At 71.3% G+C, this 19,987-nt stretch carries 14 protein-coding genes; 3 read left to right on the top strand and 11 right to left on the bottom strand.

Features of this window, described 5'->3' with window-relative positions:
• Window positions 1–100: 100 nt before the first annotated feature.
• Window positions 101–1,732, bottom strand: coding sequence for an L-glutamate gamma-semialdehyde dehydrogenase (gene pruA, locus AB0I83_RS08255; protein ID WP_356531075.1), 1,632 nt, complete (start codon window positions 1,730–1,732; stop codon window positions 101–103).
• Between the two features lie 105 nt (window positions 1,733–1,837).
• Entirely contained in the window at window positions 1,838–2,764 is a 927-nt protein-coding gene (locus AB0I83_RS08250) for a proline dehydrogenase family protein (protein ID WP_356531074.1), read from the bottom strand.
• 177 nt (window positions 2,765–2,941) lie between these two features.
• On the opposite strand from AB0I83_RS08250, the gene AB0I83_RS08245 reads away from it, so the two are divergent.
• Window positions 2,942–4,111: a helix-turn-helix domain-containing protein gene (locus tag AB0I83_RS08245; protein WP_363304031.1), complete on the top strand. Its 1,170-nt coding sequence runs from the start codon at window positions 2,942–2,944 to the stop codon at window positions 4,109–4,111.
• Between the two features lie 86 nt (window positions 4,112–4,197).
• Here the strand turns inward: AB0I83_RS08245 and serA are convergent, their stop codons facing one another.
• The 6 genes from serA to AB0I83_RS08215 all read right to left on the bottom strand — a co-directional run bounded on the left by serA (window position 4,198) and on the right by AB0I83_RS08215 (window position 13,894).
• Window positions 4,198–5,790 carry a phosphoglycerate dehydrogenase gene (gene serA, locus AB0I83_RS08240; protein ID WP_356839684.1) on the bottom strand — a complete coding sequence of 531 codons (1,593 nt, stop codon included), beginning with the start codon at window positions 5,788–5,790 and terminating at the stop codon, window positions 4,198–4,200.
• 301 nt (window positions 5,791–6,091) lie between these two features.
• Window positions 6,092–7,093: a ketol-acid reductoisomerase gene (gene ilvC, locus AB0I83_RS08235; protein ID WP_356531070.1), complete on the bottom strand. Its 1,002-nt coding sequence runs from the start codon at window positions 7,091–7,093 to the stop codon at window positions 6,092–6,094.
• 114 nt (window positions 7,094–7,207) lie between these two features.
• The gene (ilvN, locus tag AB0I83_RS08230; RefSeq protein WP_356531068.1) at window positions 7,208–7,735 is read right to left on the bottom strand and encodes an acetolactate synthase small subunit; all 528 of its coding nucleotides are present in this window, start codon (window positions 7,733–7,735) and stop codon (window positions 7,208–7,210) included.
• Between the two features lie 22 nt (window positions 7,736–7,757).
• Window positions 7,758–9,629, bottom strand: a complete 1,872-nt coding sequence (locus tag AB0I83_RS08225) for an acetolactate synthase large subunit (RefSeq protein WP_356531067.1) — start codon at window positions 9,627–9,629, stop codon at window positions 7,758–7,760.
• A 217-nt stretch (window positions 9,630–9,846) separates the two neighbouring features.
• Window positions 9,847–12,675 carry an EAL domain-containing protein gene (locus AB0I83_RS08220; protein WP_363304029.1) on the bottom strand — a complete coding sequence of 943 codons (2,829 nt, stop codon included), beginning with the start codon at window positions 12,673–12,675 and terminating at the stop codon, window positions 9,847–9,849.
• Between the two features lie 268 nt (window positions 12,676–12,943).
• Complete coding sequence (locus AB0I83_RS08215) at window positions 12,944–13,894, bottom strand: 2-hydroxyacid dehydrogenase (protein ID WP_356839680.1); 951 nt, start codon at window positions 13,892–13,894, stop codon at window positions 12,944–12,946.
• Between the two features lie 130 nt (window positions 13,895–14,024).
• Here AB0I83_RS08215 and AB0I83_RS08210 point away from each other — a divergent pair, with 130 nt between their 5' ends.
• Together AB0I83_RS08210 and AB0I83_RS08205 are read left to right on the top strand one after the other, a co-directional pair.
• A complete protein-coding gene (locus tag AB0I83_RS08210; RefSeq protein ID WP_363304095.1) occupies window positions 14,025–14,981 on the top strand; it encodes an aldo/keto reductase in 957 nt (318 codons plus the stop codon).
• A gap of 93 nt (window positions 14,982–15,074) precedes the next feature.
• Window positions 15,075–16,256: a PQQ-dependent sugar dehydrogenase gene (locus tag AB0I83_RS08205; protein ID WP_363304028.1), complete on the top strand. Its 1,182-nt coding sequence runs from the start codon at window positions 15,075–15,077 to the stop codon at window positions 16,254–16,256.
• 209 nt (window positions 16,257–16,465) lie between these two features.
• On the opposite strand, the gene AB0I83_RS08200 is transcribed toward AB0I83_RS08205, so the two are convergent.
• Genes AB0I83_RS08200 through AB0I83_RS08190 form a run of 3 tightly spaced genes read right to left on the bottom strand, consistent with a single transcriptional unit; the run spans window position 16,466 to window position 19,972 of the window.
• On the bottom strand, window positions 16,466–17,140 hold the full coding sequence (locus AB0I83_RS08200; protein ID WP_363304027.1) for a hypothetical protein: 675 nt from the start codon (window positions 17,138–17,140) through the stop codon (window positions 16,466–16,468).
• A gap of 26 nt (window positions 17,141–17,166) precedes the next feature.
• Window positions 17,167–17,718: a GNAT family protein gene (locus AB0I83_RS08195; RefSeq protein ID WP_356531060.1), complete on the bottom strand. Its 552-nt coding sequence runs from the start codon at window positions 17,716–17,718 to the stop codon at window positions 17,167–17,169.
• A 28-nt stretch (window positions 17,719–17,746) separates the two neighbouring features.
• Window positions 17,747–19,972 (bottom strand): MMPL family transporter, encoded by a 2,226-nt coding sequence (locus tag AB0I83_RS08190; RefSeq protein WP_363304026.1) that lies wholly within the window; start codon window positions 19,970–19,972, stop codon window positions 17,747–17,749.
• Window positions 19,973–19,987 lie beyond the last annotated feature (15 nt).

Below are 19,987 nucleotides of genomic sequence, written 5' to 3'. Positions count from 1 at the left end.
CCACCCGGGCCCGGAAAGCGAACCGCCTCCCGGCCGGCGGGGGAACCGGTCGGGAGGCGGAGTGCGGAGCGGGGCGCCCTGTACGGGCTCCCCGGGGGCGTCAGCCCTGGTGCGGGTAGGTGTAGTCGGTCGGCGCGACCAGCGTCTCCTTGATGGCGCGGGTCAGCGTCCAGCGCTGCAGGTTCTGCGGTGCGCCCGCCTTGTCATTGGTGCCCGAACCGCGACCGCCGCCGAAGGGCTGCTGGCCGACGACGGCACCGGTCGACTTGTCGTTGATGTAGAAGTTGCCCGCCGCGTAGCGGAGCTTGTCCATCGTGTACGCGGCCGCCGCACGGTCCTTGGAGATGACCGCACCGGTCAGCGCGTAGTCGGAGACCGACTCCATCTGCTCCAGCATCGCGTCGTACTTCTCGTCCTCGTAGACGTGGACGGCGAGGATCGGGCCGAAGTACTCCGTGGTGAAGACCTCGTTCGCCGGGTCGTCGCACACGATCACGGTCGGACGGACGAAGTAGCCGACGGAGTCGTCGTACGTGCCGCCCGCGACGATCGTGCACGTCGGGTCCGCGGCGGCGCGGTCGATCGCCGCCTTGTTCTTCGCGAAGGAACGCGCGTCGATGACCGCGCCCATGAAGTGCGACAGGTCGGTGACGTCACCCATGGTGATGCCGTCGACCTCGGCCGCGAACTCCTCCTTGAAGCCGGAGTTCCAGATGGAGGCCGGGACGTACGCGCGCGAGGAGGCGGAGCACTTCTGGCCCTGGTACTCGAACGAGCCGCGGGTCAGCGCGGTCTTCAGGACGGCGCGGTCGGCGCTCGGGTGCGCGACGACGAAGTCCTTGCCACCGGTCTCGCCGACCAGCCGCGGGTAGGTGCGGTAGTTGGCGATGTTGTTGCCGACCGTCTTCCACAGGTGCTGGAAGGTGGGGGTCGAGCCGGTGAAGTGGACACCCGCCAGGTCGCGGTGGTTCAGCGCCACCTCGGAGACGGCGATGCCGTCGCCGGTGACCAGGTTGATGACGCCCTTGGGCAGCCCGGCCTCCTCCAGGAGCCGCATCAGCAGCACGGCGGCGTGGGTCTGCGTCGGGGACGGCTTCCACACCACGACGTTGCCCATGAGCGCGGGCGCGGTGGGCAGGTTGGCCGCGATGGCCGAGAAGTTGAACGGCGTGATCGCGTAGACGAAGCCCTCGAGCGGGCGGTGGTCCATGCGGTTCCACACGCCGGGAGAGTTCGCCGGAGGCTGCTCGGCGAGGATCTGGCGCGCATAGTGCACGTTGAAGCGCCAGAAGTCGACGAGCTCGCAGGGGCAGTCGATCTCGGCCTGCTGGGCGGTCTTGCCCTGGCCGAGCATCGTGGAGGCGGCCAGCGTCTCGCGCCAGGGGCCGGACAGCAGCTCGGCCGCGCGCAGGATGATCGCCGCGCGGTCGTCGAAGGACATCGCGCGCCAGGCCGGAGCGGCGGCGAGGGCCGCGTCGACGGCGTCCTGGGCGTCCTGCTCGGTGGCGCCCGCGAAGGTGCCGATGACGGCCTTGTGGTTGTGCGGCTGCACGACGTCGACGCGCTCGCCGCCGCCCATGCGCTTCTCGCCGCCGATGGTCATCGGCAGGTCGACGGGGTTCTCGCCGAGCTCCTTGAGCTTCGCCTCCAGGCGGGCTCGCTCGGCGGTACCGGGGGCGTAGGAGTGGACCGGCTCGTTGACCGGCGCGGGGACCTGGGTGACGGCGTCCATGAGTGCCTTGTCTCCTTGGTTGAGGTGGATGGTCAGCCGGGCGGGTCAGCCCTGGTTCAGCCTGGGTGCGGCCTTGTGGGTCGAGGCCTCGGTTCAGCTCTCGGTTCAGCCCTTGGTGAGTACGGAGCGGCCGAAGAACAGCAGGTTGGCCGGCTTCTCCGCGAGGCGGCGCATGAAGTATCCGTACCAGTCGGTGCCGTACGCCGTGTAGACGCGCATCCGGTGGCCCTCGGCCGCGAGCCGGACGTGCTCGTCGCTGCGGATGCCGTACAGCATCTGGAACTCGTACTCGTCCAGTTTGCGCCCGGCCTGGCGTGCGAGCTCCTGGCCGATGGCGATGAGACGGGGATCGTGCGAGCCGATCATCGGGTAGCCGTCGCCGCGCATCAGGGTCTTCAGGACGCGGACGTACGCCTTGTCGATCTCCGGTTTGCTCTGGTACGCGACGGAGGCGGGCTCCTTGTACGCGCCCTTCACCAGGCGGACCCGGCTGCCCTCGGCGGCGAGGCGGCGGGCGTCGGCCTCGGTGCGGAACAGGTAGGACTGGATCACACAGCCGGTCTGCGGGAAGTCCTTCCGCAGCTCCGTGTGGATGGCGAACATCGAGTCGAGGGTGGTGTGGTCCTCGGCGTCCAGGGTGACCGTGGTGCCGATCGCGGCGGCGGCCTCCACGACGGGGCGGATGTTGGCGAGAGCCAGCTCGTGTCCGCCTTCGAGCGACTGTCCGAACATCGACAGCTTGACGGACATCTCGGCCCGGGTGCCGAGCCCGAGCTCCGCGAGGCGGCCGACCAGCTCCAGGTACGCGTCACGGGCGCCGGCGGCCTGCTCGGCGGTGGTGATGTCCTCGCCCACGACGTCCAGGGTCACCTCCAGGCCCTTGGCGGCGGCGTCCTGGATGACCGGGACCACGTGGTCGACCGTCTCACCGGCGATGAAGCGGTCGACGACCTGCTTGGTGCCCGGGGCGGCCGAGATGAAACGACGCATCTTGTCGCTGCGGGACGCGGCGAGAATCACGGGACCCAGCACGGGGCACCTCCACGGAGTACGAACGGGGCCGAACCGGCAGCGATGTGAACGGACCGGGACGGCACGGAGAACCAAGGTGAAATCTAGGGATCACCAAGGGGCCGTGCCATCGACAGCTGTCACGCATCCGTGTACTGGATCTCAGACATATGTCTGAAGAGGTGCGAGAATGGCCGGGTGAAAGGCGACTACCAGGAGCTCGTCGACGAGATCTCCGCGCTGCTCGGCGCACCCGCGACGCTGGAGAACCGCGATTTCGGCCTGGTCGCCTTCGGCGCGCACGACAGCGACGACGACACGGCCATGGACCCCGTCCGGACACGCTCCATCCTCACCCGCCGGTCCACCCCCGCGGTCCGCGCCTGGTTCGAGGGCTTCGGCATCACCCGGGCGACGGGCCCGGTCCGCATTCCCGCCGCACCGGAGGCCGGGGTCTTCCGGGACCGCATCTGCCTCCCGGTACGCCATCGGGGTGTCGTCCTGGGCTACGTCTGGCTGCTGGACGCCGAACCGGGACCGGCCGACGAGCGGCTGACGGCGGCGATGGACGTGGCGGCCCGGATCGGCGCCCTGCTCGCCGACGAGGAGCGGGCGGACACGGACCTCTCCCGCGAGTTCGGCGCGGTGCTCGTCGCCGGGCGCGGCTGGCAGCGGGACATGGCCGTCGCCGCGCTACGCGACGCTCTGGGCGCCGACGCGGACGGGGTGCACACCGTGGTGTGCGTGACCCCCTGGCCCGGCGAGACACCCTCCGTCCGTACGGTGCCGTCCGCCGCCGCCCTCGCCACGGTGGCCGGCACCGACGCTCCGGCCCTCGCCGCCCTGGTCCGCCTGCGCTCCCCCGAGGCCCTGGACCCGGCTGCGACGGCCGCGGAGCGGCTGCGCGTCGCGGCGGGGCCCGCCGCGACGGCGGGCCTCGCCGCGGCCCGCCGGGGGCTGGCGGAGCTCGCCGACTCCTGGCACGAGGCGCTGTCCGCCGCCCGGGCCGCCGCGGCGGAGTCCCGCTACGGCCCGGTGGCCGACTGGTCCGCCATCGGCCCGTACCGGCTCCTGGCGTACCTGCCCCGCGTCCAGGACAGCGCGCCCGACCACGCCGTTCGGACCCTGCTGACCCCGCCGCACACCGAACTGGCCCGCACCGCCGAGGTGTTCCTCGACCTCGCCGGCCAGGCGAGCAGGACAGCCGCCGAACTGGGCGTCCACCGCCAGACGCTCTACTACCGTCTCGCCCGGGTCCAGCAGCTCACCGGGCTGGACCTGAACGACGGCGAGGACCGGCTGCTGCTCCACATGGCACTGAAGCAGGCCCGGCTCCGAGCAGGCGGGCACCCCGGCCGCGGGAGCTGAACGGCAGTCATCCCGGCGGCACACGACCGCGCCCGGCGGGCAGAGCGTGCTCTGCCCGCCGGGCGCGGTCGTCGTAGGGTGTCCGGTCAGTCGGCGAGGTTCACCGAGCGGGCCGAGGCCGCGCCGATCTCCTCGGCGATCTCGCTGAGGACGGACTGCGGGATGGTGTCGTCGACGGTGAGGACGACCAGCGCCTCGCCTCCCGCGTCCTGCCGTGAGACCTGCATACCGGCGATGTTCAGCCCGGCCTCGCCGAGGATCTTGCCGACCGCGCCGACGACGCCGGGACGGTCCTCGTACCGCAGGACGACCATGTGGTCGGCGAGTGCCAGGTCGACGTCGTGGTCGCCGATCGCGACGATCTTCTGGAGGTGCTTGGGGCCGGCCAGCGTGCCGGAGACCGCGACCTCCTCGCCGCTCGACAGCGTGCCGCGGACGGTGACCACGTTTCGGTGGTCGGGCGACTCGGAGCTGGTGGTGAGGCGGACCTCGACACCGCGCTCCTGCGCGAAGAGCGGGGCGTTGACGTAGCTGACGGTCTCGTCGACGACGTCCTCGAAGACGCCCTTGAGCGCGGAGAGTTCCAGCACCTTCACGTCGTGCTGGGTGATCTCACCGTAGACCTCGACGTCGAGACGGGCCGCGACCTCGCCCGCGAGGGCGGTGAAGATCCGGCCGAGCTTCTCGGCGAGCGGCAGGCCGGGACGCACGTCCTCGGCGATGACGCCGCCCTGGACGTTGACCGCGTCGGGGACGAGCTCACCGGCGAGGGCCAGGCGGACGGACCTGGCGACGGCGATGCCGGCCTTCTCCTGGGCCTCGTCCGTGGAGGCCCCGAGGTGCGGGGTGCAGACGACCTGGTCGAACTCGAACAGCGGGGAGTCCGTGCAGGGCTCCTTGGTGTAGACGTCCAGCCCGGCGCCGGCGACACGGCCCTCCTTGAGGGCGGAGGCGAGCGCCTCCTCGTCGACGATGCCACCACGTGCGGCGTTGACGATGCGCACCGAGGGCTTGACCTTGTGCAGCGCCTCGTCGCCGATCAGGCCGAGCGTCTCGGGGGTCTTGGGCAGGTGCACCGTGATGAAGTCGGAGACCTCGAGCAACTCGTCGAGCGAGAGGAGCTTGACGCCCATCTGCGCGGCACGCGCGGGCTGCACGTAGGGGTCGTACGCCACGACCTTCATGCCGAAGGCGGACATGCGCTGCGCGACCAGCACGCCGATGCGGCCTAGGCCGACGACGCCCAGGGTCTTCTCGCTGAGCTCGACGCCCGTGTACTTGGAGCGCTTCCACTCGCCGTTCTTCAGGGCGGTGTTGGCCTGCGGGATGTTGCGCGCGGTGGCCACGAGCAGACCGCAGGCCAGCTCGGCCGCGGTGACGATGTTGGAGGTCGGCGCGTTGACGACCATCACGCCGGCCTTGGTGGCCGAGGCGACGTCGACGTTGTCCAGGCCGACACCGGCACGGGCGACGACCTTGAGCTGCTTCGCGGCGGCGATGGCCTCGGCGTCGACCTTGGTGGCGGAGCGCACCAGGATCGCGTCGACGTCGACGATCGCGGGGAGGAGTTCGGCGCGGTCCGCGCCGTTGCAGTGCCGGATCTCGAAATCCGGACCCAGTGCGTCGACCGTGGCGGGCGACAGCTCTTCGGCGATGAGTACGACAGGTTTCGAGCTCACGTGTGTCCTCACAAGTCCAGTGCGGACGGCCGTCCCGACGGCCGCAGGCGGTGGAGGGGCTAGCCGCGTGGAAGACGCACGACGATGTGGGCCCTGACGCGTTGATCGGTTGAGGGGAAGTGTAGTCATGCGGCCGGGCGCGCGGTATGCCGCGATGGCTGGATCACCCCCACGGGGTGGACGGTCCGTACAGGGGTACCGTGCCGTTTCCGCCACCCGCCTCCTGCCCGCGGTGACACGGGCTGTGAGGCCGGCCTTGCACCGGGGGCGGGTCCGGGTGGACCCGCCCCCGGGCGGGAACTCAGGCTTCGTCGTTGTCGACCCAGCTCATGAGCTTGCGCAGCTCCTTGCCGGTGGTCTCCAGCAGGGACTCGGCGTCGGCCTTCTTGTACTCGTTGTACTTGGGCAGGCCGTTGTGGTATTCGGCCATCCAGTTCTTGGCGAAGGTTCCGTCCTGGATCTCGGAAAGAATCTTCTTCATCTCGGCCTTGGTGGAGTCCGTGATGATGCGCGGGCCGGTGACGTAGTCGCCCCACTCGGCGGTCTCCGAGATGGACCAGCGCATCTTCTCCAGGCCGCCCTCGTACATGAGGTCCACGATGAGCTTCAGCTCGTGGAGGCACTCGAAGTACGCGATCTCCGGCTGGTAGCCGGCCTCGGTCAGGGTCTCGAAGCCGGCCTTGACCAGAGCGGCGGTGCCACCGCAGAGGACGGCCTGCTCACCGAACAGGTCGGTCTCGGTCTCCTCGGTGAAGGTCGTCTTGATGACGCCGGCGCGGGTGCCGCCGATTCCCTTCGCGTAGCTGAGGGCGAGCTCCAGGCCCTTGCCCGAGGGGTTCTGCTCGACGGCCACGATGCACGGCACGCCGCGGCCCTCCTCGTACTGGCGGCGGACCAGGTGGCCGGGGCCCTTGGGGGCGACCATGCAGACGTCGACGTTGGCCGGCGGCTTGATGAAGTCGAAGCGGATGTTCAGGCCGTGGCCGAAGAACAGCGCGTCGCCGTCCTTGAGATTGTCCTTGACGGACTCCTCGTAGACCTGGGCCTGGATCGGGTCCGGGACGAGGATCATGATGACGTCGGCCTCGGCCGCGGCCTCGGACGGGGTCACCACGCGCAGGCCCTGCTCCTCGGCCTTGGCCTTGGACTTCGAGCCCTCGTGCAGACCGACTCGGACGTCGACACCCGAGTCACGCAGCGACAGCGCGTGGGCGTGGCCCTGGCTGCCGTAACCGAGGACCGCGACCTTGCGGCCCTGGATGATGGACAGGTCGGCATCGTCGTCGTAGAACAGCTCGGCCACTGGGTCTTCTCCTTGGTGTGCAGGTGTTGCGTCCCACCGTACGGCGGGGTGCGTGGGATACGTTGCCGGGTCTCGCCATGCGAGCGGCCGGACGGCCGGGCAACCCGTGAAGGGTTACGCCGAGCGGTCGAGTGCGCGCAGAGAACGGTCGGTGATCGAGCGCGCACCGCGTCCTATGGCGATGGTGCCGGACTGGACGAGCTCCTTGATGCCGAACTGCTCCAGCATCTTGAGCATGGCCTCCAGCTTGTCGGCACCCCCGGTCGCCTCGATCGTGACGGCCTCGGGAGAGACGTCGACGGTCTTGGCGCGGAACAGCTGGACGATCTCGACGATCTGGGAGCGGGTCTCGTTGTCGGCGCGGACCTTCACCAGGACGAGCTCCCGCTGGATCGCCGCGGCGGGCTCGAGTTCGACGATCTTCAGTACGTTGACCAGCTTGTTGAGCTGCTTGGTCACCTGCTCCAGCGGCAGGCCCTCGACGTTCACGACGATGGTGATGCGTGAGATGTCGGGATGTTCGGTGGTACCGACCGCGAGCGAGTCGATGTTGAAGCCGCGCCGGGAGAACAGGGCCGTGATCCGGGCGAGGACACCGGGCTTGTTCTCGACCAGGACGGAGAGCGTGTGCTTACTGGACATGGAGTCTGTCTCTCTCTGTCTCTCAGTCGTCTTCGTTGTCGCCGAAGTCGGGGCGGACGCCACGCGCCGCCATGACCTCGTCGTTGGAGGTGCCTGCGGCGACCATCGGCCACACCATGGCGTCCTCGTGGACGATGAAGTCGATGACGACCGGGCGGTCGTTGATCGCGTTGGCCTCGGCGATGACCTTGTCCAGGTCGGCCGGGTCCTCGCAGCGGATCGCGTAGCAGCCCATGGCCTCGGACAGCTTGACGAAGTCCGGCACCCGGGTGCCCTTGGCGGGGACGCCGTCCGAGTCCGCGCCGCTGTGCAGCACGGTGTTGGAGTAACGCTGGTTGTAGAACAGGGTCTGCCACTGGCGGACCATCCCGAGCGCGCCGTTGTTGATGATCGCGACCTTGATCGGGATGTTGTTGAGCGCGCAGGTGGTGAGTTCCTGATTGGTCATCTGGAAGCAGCCGTCGCCGTCGATCGCCCAGACGGCGCGGTCCGGCATGCCGGCCTTCGCGCCCATCGCGGCCGGGACGGCGTACCCCATGGTCCCCGCGCCGCCCGAGTTGAGCCACGTCGCGGGCTGCTCGTACTGGATGAAGTGCGAGGCCCACATCTGGTGCTGGCCGACGCCCGCGGCGAAGATCGTGCCGTCGGGGGCGAGTTCGCCGATGCGCTGGATGACCTGCTGCGGCGAGAGGCTGCCGTCCTCCGGCAGGTCGTAGCCGACCGGGTAGGTGTCGCGCCAGCGGTTGAGGTCCTTCCACCAGGCCGCGTACCTGTCCTGGGCCGCGGCGCCGGGCCTGCCCTCGGTGTGCTCGGTCTGGACCGCCTGGACGAGGTCGGCGATGACCTCGCGGGCGTCCCCGACGATCGGGACGTCGGCGACGCGGTTCTTGCCGATCTCGGCCGGGTCGATGTCCGCGTGGACGATCTTGGCGTACGGGGCGAAGCTGTCCAGCTTGCCGGTGACCCGGTCGTCGAACCTGGCCCCGAGCGCGACGATCAGGTCGGCCTTCTGCAGCGCGGTGACGGCGGTGACCGAACCGTGCATGCCGGGCATCCCCACGTGCAGCGGGTGGCTGTCGGGGAAGGCGCCGAGCGCCATCAGCGTGGTGGTGACGGGCGCTCCGGTGAGCTCGGCCAGGACCTTGAGCTCGGCGGTGGCCCCGGCCTTCAGGACGCCGCCGCCGACGTACAGCACCGGCCGCTGGGCCTGGGTGACGAGCTTGGCGGCCTCGCGGATCTGCTTGGCGTGCGGCTTGGTGACCGGGCGGTAGCCGGGCAGGTCCATCGTCGGCGGCCAGCTGAAGGTCGTCTTCGCCTGCAGCGCGTCCTTGGCGATGTCGACGAGGACCGGTCCCGGACGGCCGGTGGAGGCGATGTGGAAGGCCTCGGCGATCGTGTGGGCGATGTCCTCGGCGCGGGTGACCAGGAAGTTGTGCTTCGTGATCGGCATCGTGATGCCGCAGATGTCGGCTTCCTGGAAGGCGTCCGTACCGATGGCGGCGGAGGCCACCTGGCCGGTGATCGCGACCAGCGGCACCGAGTCCATGGCCGCGTCGGCGATCGGGGTGACCAGGTTGGTCGCGCCGGGGCCCGAGGTGACCATGCAGACGCCGACCTTGCCGGTGGCCTGTGCGTAGCCGGTGGCCGCGTGTCCCGCGCCCTGCTCGTGGCGGACCAGGATGTGGCGGACGCGGGTGGAGTCCATCAGCGGGTCGTACGCCGGGAGGATGCAGCCGCCGGGGAGGCCGAATACCGTGTCGGCCCCGACTTCCTCGAGAGAGCGGATGAGGGACTGCGCGCCCGTGAGGTGCTCAACGGAGGCGGAGGACGGTCCGCCGTTACGGGCCCGCGGCTGCGGGTGCTGGGCCCCGGTGGCCTGCTCGGTCATCGGCATTCTCTTCTCGAAGCTGAGGGTTTATGCGGTGTGTTTGCGGGGTTTTGAGGGGCCCCGGTGCAACAAAAAACCCCTCGTGCCGTGAGGCAAGCGAGGGGAGCGCGCCGGTGCGGTCTGCAGGGTGTCCATGAGTGACCCTGCTTCAGCCGACGCGCTTTCCAAGTACGAGAATTCGGGTGCGCATGGCATTGACCCTCTCTCCGGCACGTATACGGTGTCAAGTGGGTGGGACGGGCGTCTCATCATGTGAGCGGCTCTGCAGCGGGATCGAGCCGCCCGCGAGCACCGGGCGAGCGGTCGGGGCGGCGCCGGGGACGGGGTACTTCCCGCGCACCAGGGTCCGCCGCAGACGGTACTCGTCCAGCGGCCCGGCGAAGGCCGTTCCCTGGCCGTGCGTGCAGCCCATGGCGCGCAGCGCGCGCACCTGCTCGGGCATGTCCACGCCGTCGGCGACGGACTGCATCCCGAGGTCGCCCGCGATGCGCAGGAGCCCACTGGTGATCTTGTGCAGCCTCGCCGACTCGACGACGCCCTCCACCAGGCACCTGTCCAGTTTCAGTACGTCGATGGGGAGCCGGCGCAGGGCGTTGACGGCGGCGTACCCGCTGCCGAAGCCGTCCAGCGCGATACGCACGCCGAGGCGGCGCAGGGAGACCAGCCGCTGCTCCAGCTCTTCGAAGGAGTTCCGCGGGTCGCTGTCGGCCACCTCGATCATCAGCGAGCCGGAGGGGAGGCCGTACCGGGTCAGGAGTGCCTCGACCGACCCCGGGGGCAGTGTCCGGTCCAGCAGCCGGGAGGCCGGCACCCGCACGCAGACGGGGACGGGATGCCCGGCCCCGGCGCGGTCGGCGGCCTGTTCGACCGCCTCCTCCAGGAGCCAGGTGCTGAGCTCGGCTGCGCGTTCGCTGTCGGCGGGCGCCCTGAGGAACTCGGCCGGGGTGAACAGGACGCCCTGGGCGGAGCGCCATCGCGCCTGCGCGGCGACGGCCGCCACGGTGCCGCTGGCGAGGTGGACGACGGGCTGGTGCAGCAGGGCGAACTCGCCGTCCCGCAGGGCGGTTCGCAGCCGCGCGGCCAGCTCGGACCTGCGCACGACGTCGGCCTGCATCTGGGGGGCGTACAGCTCGACCCGGTCCTTGCCGCCGGCCTTCGCGCGGTACATGGCGAGGTCGGCGTTGCGCATGAGGTCCTTGGGCGTGATGGACGGCTCGGCGAAGGCGACTCCGATGGAGGCGGCCACCCGGACCTCGCCGGTGCCGATCCGGTACGGCTGGGAGAGCCGCAGACGGAGCCGCTCGGCGATCTCGTGGACCTGGCACTCCCTTGCGGCCTGGTCACGGGTGCCGTCGCCGGCGATGAGCGCGGCGAACTCGTCGCCCCCGAGGCGTGCGGCGGTGTCGGAGCCGCGCACGGACTCCTGGAGCCGTCGGGCGGCCTGGACGAGCAGTTCGTCGCCCGCCTGGTGGCCGATGGAGTCGTTGACGGCCTTGAAGCCGTCGAGGTCGATGAAGAGCACCGCGGTGCCGGGGTCGCCGGCTCTCCGCCCGCCGAGCGCCCGGCCGACGCGGGTGGTGAACAGCGCCCGGTTGGGCAGGTCGGTGAGCGGGTCGTGTTCGGCGTTGTGCTGCAACTGCGCCTGGAGCCTGACCCGCTCGGTCACGTCCCGGCTGTTCAGCAGCAGACCGCCCTCGTGGCGGTTGACGGTGGACTCCACGTGGAGCCAGTCACCCGTGCCCGACCGGAAGCGGCACTCGATACGGGTGGTGGACTCGTCGCGGGGCGGGGCGGCGAGGAAGCGTCTCAGCTCGTGGACCACTGCCCCGAGGTCGTCGGGGTGGATGACCGACGCCAGCTCGGCGCCGACGAGGTCCTCGGCCTGACGGCCGTAGACCCCGGCCGCCGCGGGACTGACGTAGCGCAGCACACCGCTGGGCTCGGCGATCATGATGACGTCGCTGGACCCCTGGACCAGGGAGCGGAAGTGGTTCTCCTTCTGGGCCAGTTCGTGGGTGAGGGCGATGTTGTCGAGGAGCATGATGGCCTGGCGCAGCACCAGGGCGAGCACCACCGTGCAGCCGGTGAGGACCACGAGGCGGTCGACCCGGCGGCCCTCGACCACGTTGTAGAGGATGCCGAGCGTGCACACCGCGGCGGCGAGGTACGGCGTGAGCGCGGCGAGCGATCCCGTGACCGGGCGGCTCTGCGGACGCGGTTCGGGCAGGGCCCCGACAGCGTTGTCCTCGTCGCGACGGGCCCCCCAGGGTGCGTAGGCGAGGAGCAGGGAGCCGGCGAACCAGCCCGCGTCGAGCAACTGTCCCGAGTGGTACACCGAGCGCAGCAGCGGGGCGGTGAACAGCGCGTCGCACAGCACGGTCAGGGCGAGGCCCGCGATGGCCGTGTTCACCGCGGAGCGGTTCACGTTGACCCGCCGGAAGTGCAGGGCGAGGACCATGGAGACCAGCACGATGTCGAGCAGCGGGTAGGCCAGCGAGAGCGCCGCCCTGGCCACGCTCTCGCCCGCCGCGTTCACCGCGTGCGCGGTGTGGGCGAGTGCGAGGCTCCAGGAGAGCGTCAGCAGGGACCCGCCGATCAGCCAGGCGTCCAGCACCAGGCAGACCCAGCCGGCGCGGCTGACCGGTCTCTTGGCGAGGACGAGCAGGCCGACGATGGCGGGCGGCGCGAAGCAGAGGAAGAAGACGTCCGCGAGGGAGGGGGAGGGCACCGTGCGCCCCAGCACCACCTCGTACCATCCCCAGACCGCGTTGCCTCCGGCGGCCATGGCCGAGGAGAGCGAGAAGAGGAGCCAGGCCGGCCGGAACCGGATGTCGCCGGCGCGGGCGTAGCGGAAGCACGAGACTGCGGCGATCAGGGCGGCGACGCTGAGGCCGAAGTCCCCCATGAACAGGGCGACTCCGGGCGATCCCCAGCCGACGGCCGCCCCCACGCCGTATCCGGCGCAGACGGTGGCCAGGGCGAGTTGGGCGCGCAGCCCGGTGGTCCGCCCGGTGGCGGGCTGCCGGGCGAGCATGGCCCCGAGGGCGCTCACCGGGGAACTCCGCGGGTGGGCCCCGGCACCCTCGGTGCCGCCGGCCCCGCCCGTCGGCCCCGCCGCTTCGGATCGTCTCTCCACTGGCCGCACATCGCCCGTCGCCCCCTCGCGTTCGGCTTCCTCCCCCGACGCCGTCCCTTCCACGGCGCAGCCCTCTTCCGGACGATACACCAGAGCCGTCACTCAGGGACATAGCTTCTCTACTCTCCGTGACCACCTGGGGTGTTGTGGGAACTCGGTGCGGTCGGAGCCGTTCGGCGAGCGGTCAGCCGGTCGTGAGGACGAGGTTGGCGACCGGCTCCCCGGCGGCGTACCGGGTGAGCTGTCCGGTCAGCAGCCGCTTGGCCCGGGGCAGGAACGCGGAGGTGCTGCCCCCCACATGGGGAGTGATCAGCGTGTGGGGAGCGTGCCAGAGGGGGTGGCCGGCGGGCAGGGGTTCCGGGTCGGTGACGTCGAGTGCGGCACGCAGGCGTCCGGACTCGAGTTCGGCCAGCAGGGCCGCGGTGTCCACGACGCCTCCCCTGGCTACGTTCACGAGCAGTGCGCCGTCCCGCATCGCGGCGAGGAAGTCCCGGTCGACCAGGCCTCGTGTGGACGGGTTCAGCGGAGTGGACAGGATGACGACGTCGGCCTCGGGCAGCAGCGCGGGGAGGTCCCCGAGCGCGTGCACGGGACCGCGCCCGGTGGTCCGCGCGGAGCGTGCGACGCGCAGCACCCGCGCACACTCGAAGGGTTCGAGCCGGTCCTCGACGGCGGCGCCGATCGATCCGTAACCCACCACGAGAACGGTCTTGTCGGCGAGTGCCGGATAGAAGCCGGACCGCCACTCCTCCTCGTCCTGGCCGTGCACGAAGCCGGGGAACCCCCGGAGCGAGGCGAGGACGAGGGCGAGCGCGAGCTCGGCGGTCGAGGCCTCGTGCACACCCTTGGCGTTGCACAGCCGCACCCCGGAGGGCAGGAGGCCGAGCCCCGGTTCCACGTGGTCTATGCCCGCCGAGAGGGTCTGGACGACCTCGACCCGCTTCATCGCGTCGAGCGGACGGACCGCGACCTCGGGGCCCTTCATGTAGGGGACGACGTAGAACCCGCAGTCGGAGGGATCCGCCGGATAGTCCCGGCCGCCGTCCCAGAAGCGGTAGTCGAGGCCCTCGGGGAGCCCGTCCACCTCGTCGGCGGGGAAGGGCAGCCATACGTCGGTGGCAGATGAAGAAGTCATGGTCAGGAGGCTATGCGAAGGGCGAGGTACGGCAGAGGTTACTTTGGGGTGCTGGTGGTCCCATGATCGCGCAGCCGAGGGAGGGTTCGGGGAGTTGGAGCGCAGGACTATCGGTGCGGCGGCCCTGTCCGTGGGCGCGGTCGGGCTGGGCTGTATGCCGATGAGCTGGGCCTACAGCACGTCGCAGCAGCGCGGTGACCGCTCGGTGCGTACGGTGCACGCCGCGCTGGACGCGGGCGTCCGGCTGCTCGACACGGCGGACATGTACGGCCCGTTCACGAACGAACTGCTCGTCGGGCGGGCGCTCAAGGGCCGCAGGTCCGACGCCTTCCTCTCCACCAAGTGCGGCCTGCTCGTGGGGGACCAGCACATCGTGGCCAACGGGCGCCCCGGCTATGTGCGCCGGGCCTGCGACGCGTCGCTGCGGCGGCTGCAGACCGACGTGATCGACCTCTACCAGCTGCACAGGGCGGACCCCGAGGTGCCGGTGGAGGAGACCTGGGGAGCGATGGCGGACCTGGTGGGCGCGGGCAAGGTGCGGGCGCTGGGACTGTGCGCGGTGGGCGCGCGGGCCGGTCGCGGGCCGGGGGCGCGGATGCACGACGCGACGCTTCGGCAACTGGAGCGGGTTCAGCAGGTCTTCCCGGTCAGCGCCGTGCAGGCGGAGCTGTCAGTGTGGTCGCCCCAGGCGCTGGAGGACCTGCTGCCCTGGTGCGCGGCGAGAGGTGTGGGCGTGCTGGCCGCGATGCCGCTCGGCAGCGGCTATCTGACCGGGACGCTCAAGCCTGGCCACGGCTTCGAGCCCGACGATCCACGGGCCAGGCACCCCCGGTTCACCTCGGAGATGATGGCCGCCAACCAGCCGGTGGTGGCGGGGCTGCGCAGGGTCGGGGAGCGGCACGGCGCCACTCCCGCGCAGGTGGCGCTCGCGTGGGTGCTGCGCCAGGGCCGCCACGTGGTGCCCGTGCCCGGCGCGAAGCGGGAGCGGTGGGCCGTGGAGAACGCCGAGGCCGCGGGACTGGTGCTCGACGACCGGGATCTCGTCGAGATCGCCGGGCTGCCACGCGCCCGCGGGTCGTGGGACTGATCCGGCGGCGGGAGAATTGCCGGAGCTCGGGAACCCGAGGGAACGCTGCGGTGTGAGAACAGTGGTCGTGCGACCGTCGAAAGGATCGGTGCTGTGCAAAGTCCCGTACTGCGCAAGGGCGTGGTGGCCCTCTTCGCCTCGTCCTGCCTGTTGCTGTCCGGATGCTCGTCCGAGGACGGTCCGGCGGTGGGCGGGGGTGCCTCCGCGTCGCCGACGGGCACCGCGTCGGCTCCCCCGGCTTCGAAGAGCCCCACGGCGGACCTGCCTCCGGCCAGGGGATCGGTCGAGGTGGTGAAGACGCTCACCGACGGCCTGGCGTCCCCCTGGGGCCTCGCGGCGCTGCCCGGGGGCGACCTGCTGGTCGCCTCGCGTGACGAGGCGACGATCACCCGGATCGACGGCGAGAGCGGCGGGAAGACACTGCTCGGCTCGGTGCCGGGGGTCGCCCCGGCGGGTGAGGGCGGCCTGCTCGGCCTGGCTGTCGCCCCGACGTTCGGAGCGGACCACCTGGTCTACGCCTACTTCACCACCGAGTCGGACAACCGCATCGCACGCATGCAGTACGACGAGAAGAAGCCCCCCGGCCAGCAGCTGGGTGCACCGGACACCATCCTGCGGGGCATTCCGAAGGGGTCCATCCACAACGGCGGACGGATCGCGTTCGGCCCGGACCGCATGCTGTACGCGGGCACGGGCGAGACGGGCGACACGGGTCTGGCCCAGGACACCTCGTCCCTTGCGGGCAAGACCCTCCGGATGACCCCCGACGGCGAACCGGTGCACGGCAATCCCGAAGCGGACTCGGTGGTCTACTCCTACGGCCACCGCAATGTGCAGGGCCTCGCCTGGGACGGCCGAAAGCGCCTCTGGGCCGCCGAGTTCGGCCAGAACACCTGGGACGAGCTCAACCGGATCGAGCCGGGCAGGAACTACGGCTGGCCGAAGGTGGAGGGCAGGAAGGGCGAGTCCGGTCTCGTCGACCCGGTGGCCCAGTGGAAGACCTCGGAGGCCTCGCCGAGTGGAATCGCCTACGCCGAGGGATCGATCTGGATGGCGGGGCTCCGGGGCGAGCGGCTCTGGCGCATTCCTCTGTCGGGCAAGTCGGGCGAAGAGCCGCTGGCGGCCCCCCAGGCGTTCCTCGAAGGGAAGTACGGGCGGCTGCGCACCGTGCTCGCCGCGGGTGGGGACAAGCTGTGGCTGGTCACGAGCAACACGGACGGCCGCGGCACCCCGAAGGCGGGTGACGACCGGATCCTGCTCCTCGAGGTGCGTTGACGGCCGGCGACCGGCGGGGGCGGCGTGCCGGAGGCTGTCGTGCGGGGGGGGGTGGCACAACCGGTGGTCTCCTCCAGGACGCGGAAGGCGGGTCGGAGCACGGATCGCTCGTACCGTGCGCCCGGCCTCCCCTCCCGCGGCAGCTGCCAGCGCGTCGGGCGGGGGAGGCGGGGCCCCGGTCGTGGGAACCCAGGGCCCGCCCCGGGTGATCAGCTGCCGGCGGCGGCCGACGGCATGGCGACGAAGAGGTCGAGGTACATGCCCACGGAGATCAGTACACCGAGCACGCCGAGTGCGATGCCGGCCCAGGCCACCGAGCGGATCCAGCCCGCCTGCGGATGGACGGACGGTGTGCCGAAGGCGGGACGGACAAGGACGAAGACGCCGACGAGCAGGGCGAGGAGGGCGAACACTCCGTTGACGAGGGCCGTGCTGTGCCAGGCGTCGCCGTAGATCTCGGAGATCTGCTGGGCGGCGCTGCCGCCGCCGCCGGAGGTCTTGATCTGGCCGATCAGCGTCTCGCGCTCGGCGGCGACCCGGCCGGTCCACGCTCCGGAGAGGGAGACGACACCGAGCGCGGCGGCCACGACGGCGGCGGCGCCCGCGCCGGTCCCGGCGGATGCGGCGGCCTCGGCCTCGGCGTGCGCGTCTGGCTCCAGCTCGACTTCGAGACCGTCCTCGGCGGCGGCGTCGGTCGCGGCGACGTCCATCGCCGTCACGTCGGACGCGGTGACGCCCGGTGCGACGCCCTCCGGCACGGCGTCGCCCTCCGTGGGAGCGGCCTTCTTCGCCGGGCCCGGTACGACGGCGGTGCCGTCGGCCGTCTTCCTCTCCTCGGTGTCGTCGGTGGTCGGGGTGGAGGGGGTGGTGTTCATACGCCGCACGCTAGGGGTCCCGTATGAGAACCTCCTTAACGCCGAGCGCGCCACTCCGAGGCCAGGACGGACCAGATCTCCTCGTCGTGGCGCACACCCCGGTACAGGTAGGCCTCCCGGCGCACGCCGTCCCGCCTCATCCCGAGGCGCTCCGCGGCGGCGACGCTGCGGATGTTGGCGGCGGAGGCGATCCACTCCACGCGGTGCATTCCGCGTACGTCCACGGCCCAGTCGATCAGGGCCCGTGAGGCACGGTTGACCAGGCCCCGGCCCTGCCCGGCCGGCTCCAGCCAGCAGCCGATCTCGCAGTTGCCCGTCTCCGCCTCGAATATCCGGAACATGACGCCGCCGACGAGCGTGCCGTCCAGCCAGATCCCGTGGATGCGGCCGGTGTCGGCGGCCTGCTTGTCAGCGTAGCGCTGGAGCAGAGCGCGTGCGGAGGGGAGGTCCGTGGCGGCCGAGGCGAAGGGGATCCACGGGTCGACAAGGCCGCGTGCCCGGTCCATGTGGGCCAGGAACTCCTGCGCCTGCCAGGGTTCGAGCGGCCGGAGCTCCGCCCCGTCGTCATCCAGTGACACGGTGAACACCGTACGTCTCCTCGTTCGTCGTGATGCCTCAGCGAAGGCTCTGCGGGGCGGCCGGGGCTTCGACGCCCGTGCGCTCCCCCGGGATCCCCGCACTCGGGACCGGGCGTTCCGGCGGCTCGATGCTGAGACGCGGCAGGAGACGGTCCAGCCGGGCGGGCAGCCACCAGTTCGCGCCCCCGAGCAGGTGCATGAGGGCGGGGACCAGCAGGGTGCGCAGGACGAACGCGTCGAGTGCGACCGCGGCGGCGAGAGCGATGCCGAACATGGCGATGACACGGTCGCCGCTGAGCACGAAGGCGAGGAAGACCGAGATCATGATCACCGCGGCCGAGTTGATCACCCGGCCGGTCTCGGCGAGGCCCACCCGCACCGACCGGCAGTTGTCACCGGTCGCGAGCCACTCCTCGTACATCCGGCCGACGAGGAAGACCTGGTAGTCCATCGAGAGCCCGAAGAGGACCGAGACCATGATCACGGGGAGGAACGGCTCGATGGGACCCGCGCTGCCCAGCCCCAGCAGCTCGCTCCCCCAGCCCCACTGGAACACCGCTGTGACGACGCCGAAGGACGCGGCGACCGCGGCCACGTTCATCACGGCGGCCTTCAGCGGGACGGCGAGTGAGCGGAACGCCAGCAGCAGGAGCAGGCAGCCGAGCGCGATGACCACTCCGACGAAGAGCGGCAGCTTACCGACGATGATCTGCGCGAAGTCGTCGTAGCTCGCCGTCACCCCGCCGACATGTGTCTCCAGCGAGGTGGCCTCCCCCACCCGCGGCAGGACGTCGTCGCGGAGCCGGTCGACGAGCTCGCTGGTCCGCTGCGACTGCGGAGCCGACTCGGGAACGACGGTGACGAACGCCGTGTCACCGCTGCCGTTGTACGTCACGGGGCTCACCGAGGCGACGCCGTCGGTGCCGCGCAGTACGGCGGGCAGACCGCCCATCGCGAGCTGGTCGTCGGCGCCGTCGAGATGCGCGGCGACCGTCAACGGCCCGTTGACGCCGGGGCCGAACCCGTCGGCCAGCAGGTCGTACGCCTGCCGGGTGGTTGCCGTGGCGGGGTTGTTGCCCTGGTCGGACGTGCCCAGGTGCAGGGAGAGGGTGGGGATCGCCAGCACGGCCATGACGCCGGCTGCGACCGCGCCCAGCAGCCGGGGGTGCCTCTCGACGAAGGCGGACCAGCGGACGGCGAAGCCGGTGGCCCGCTCGGGCTGCGGCCCGGACTCGGCGAGCCGGCCGCGCTCACGCCGCCCGAGGGCGCGCATGCCGATGAAGGAGAGCAGCGCGGGCAGCAGCGTCACCGACGCCGCGACGGTCAGCACCACCGTGAGCGACGCGGCGATGGCGACGCCGTTGAGGAAGCCGAGCCGCAGGACCAGCATGCCGAGCAGGGCGACGCAGACCGTGGCTCCGGCGAAGACGACGGCGCGGCCCGTCGTCGCGACGGCGTCGGCCGCCGCCTCCGGCACGGACAGGCCGCGTCGCAGGCCTCGCCGGTGCCGGGTGACGATGAAGAGGGCGTAGTCGATGCCCACGCCGAGCCCGATGAGCATGCCCAGCATCGGTGCGAAGTCGGCGACGGTCATGACGTGGCCGAGCAGCACGATCGCCGCGTACGCCGTGCCGACGGAGACGAGGGCGGTGGCGATGGGCAGCAGACTGGCAGCGAACGATCCGAAGGCGAGGAAGAGCACGACCGCCGCGACGACGACCCCGACGGCCTCGCCCAGGTGGACGGACGGCGCCTCGGTCAGCGCGAGGGGGGTGCCGCCCAGTTCGACCTGAAGCCCGTCGCTCCCGGCCGCACGCGCCGTTTCGACGAGGGCCCGCACCCGCTCCGGCGGGATCTCGTCGGCCCGGTGGTCGAAGGTGACCGTGGCGTAGGCGGTGCGCCCGTCCTGGCTGATCTGCTCCTGGCCGCCGGTCGCTCCGTACGGGCCGGCCACGTCACCGACACCGGGCAGCGCGCCGATCGCACGCAGCGTCCCGGTCATCGTCCGCTCCACACCGGCATCGCGGACGGAGGCGGAGGCGGGGGTGTGCCAGACGACGGAGGCGGTGTCCCCTCCGATGTTCTTGAAGCCCGCCTGGAGGAGTTCACCGGCGCGGCCGGATTCGGTGCCCGGCACCTCGTAGTCGTTGGAGTACGCCGAACCCGCGAAGCCGGCCGCCGTGGCGGCGCCGCCGAGTGCGAACAGCCAGATGAGGACAGCGGCGAGGCGGTGCCTGAGGCACCAGCGTGCGATGGCGGCCAACGGACGTGCTCCTGG

This window comes from Streptomyces sp. NPDC049970, from assembly GCF_040660235.1.
Lineage (GTDB): Bacteria > Actinomycetota > Actinomycetes > Streptomycetales > Streptomycetaceae > Streptomyces.
Note: the sequence above shows the minus strand (reverse complement) of the source record. Positions and strands in the feature narration are given on the sequence as shown.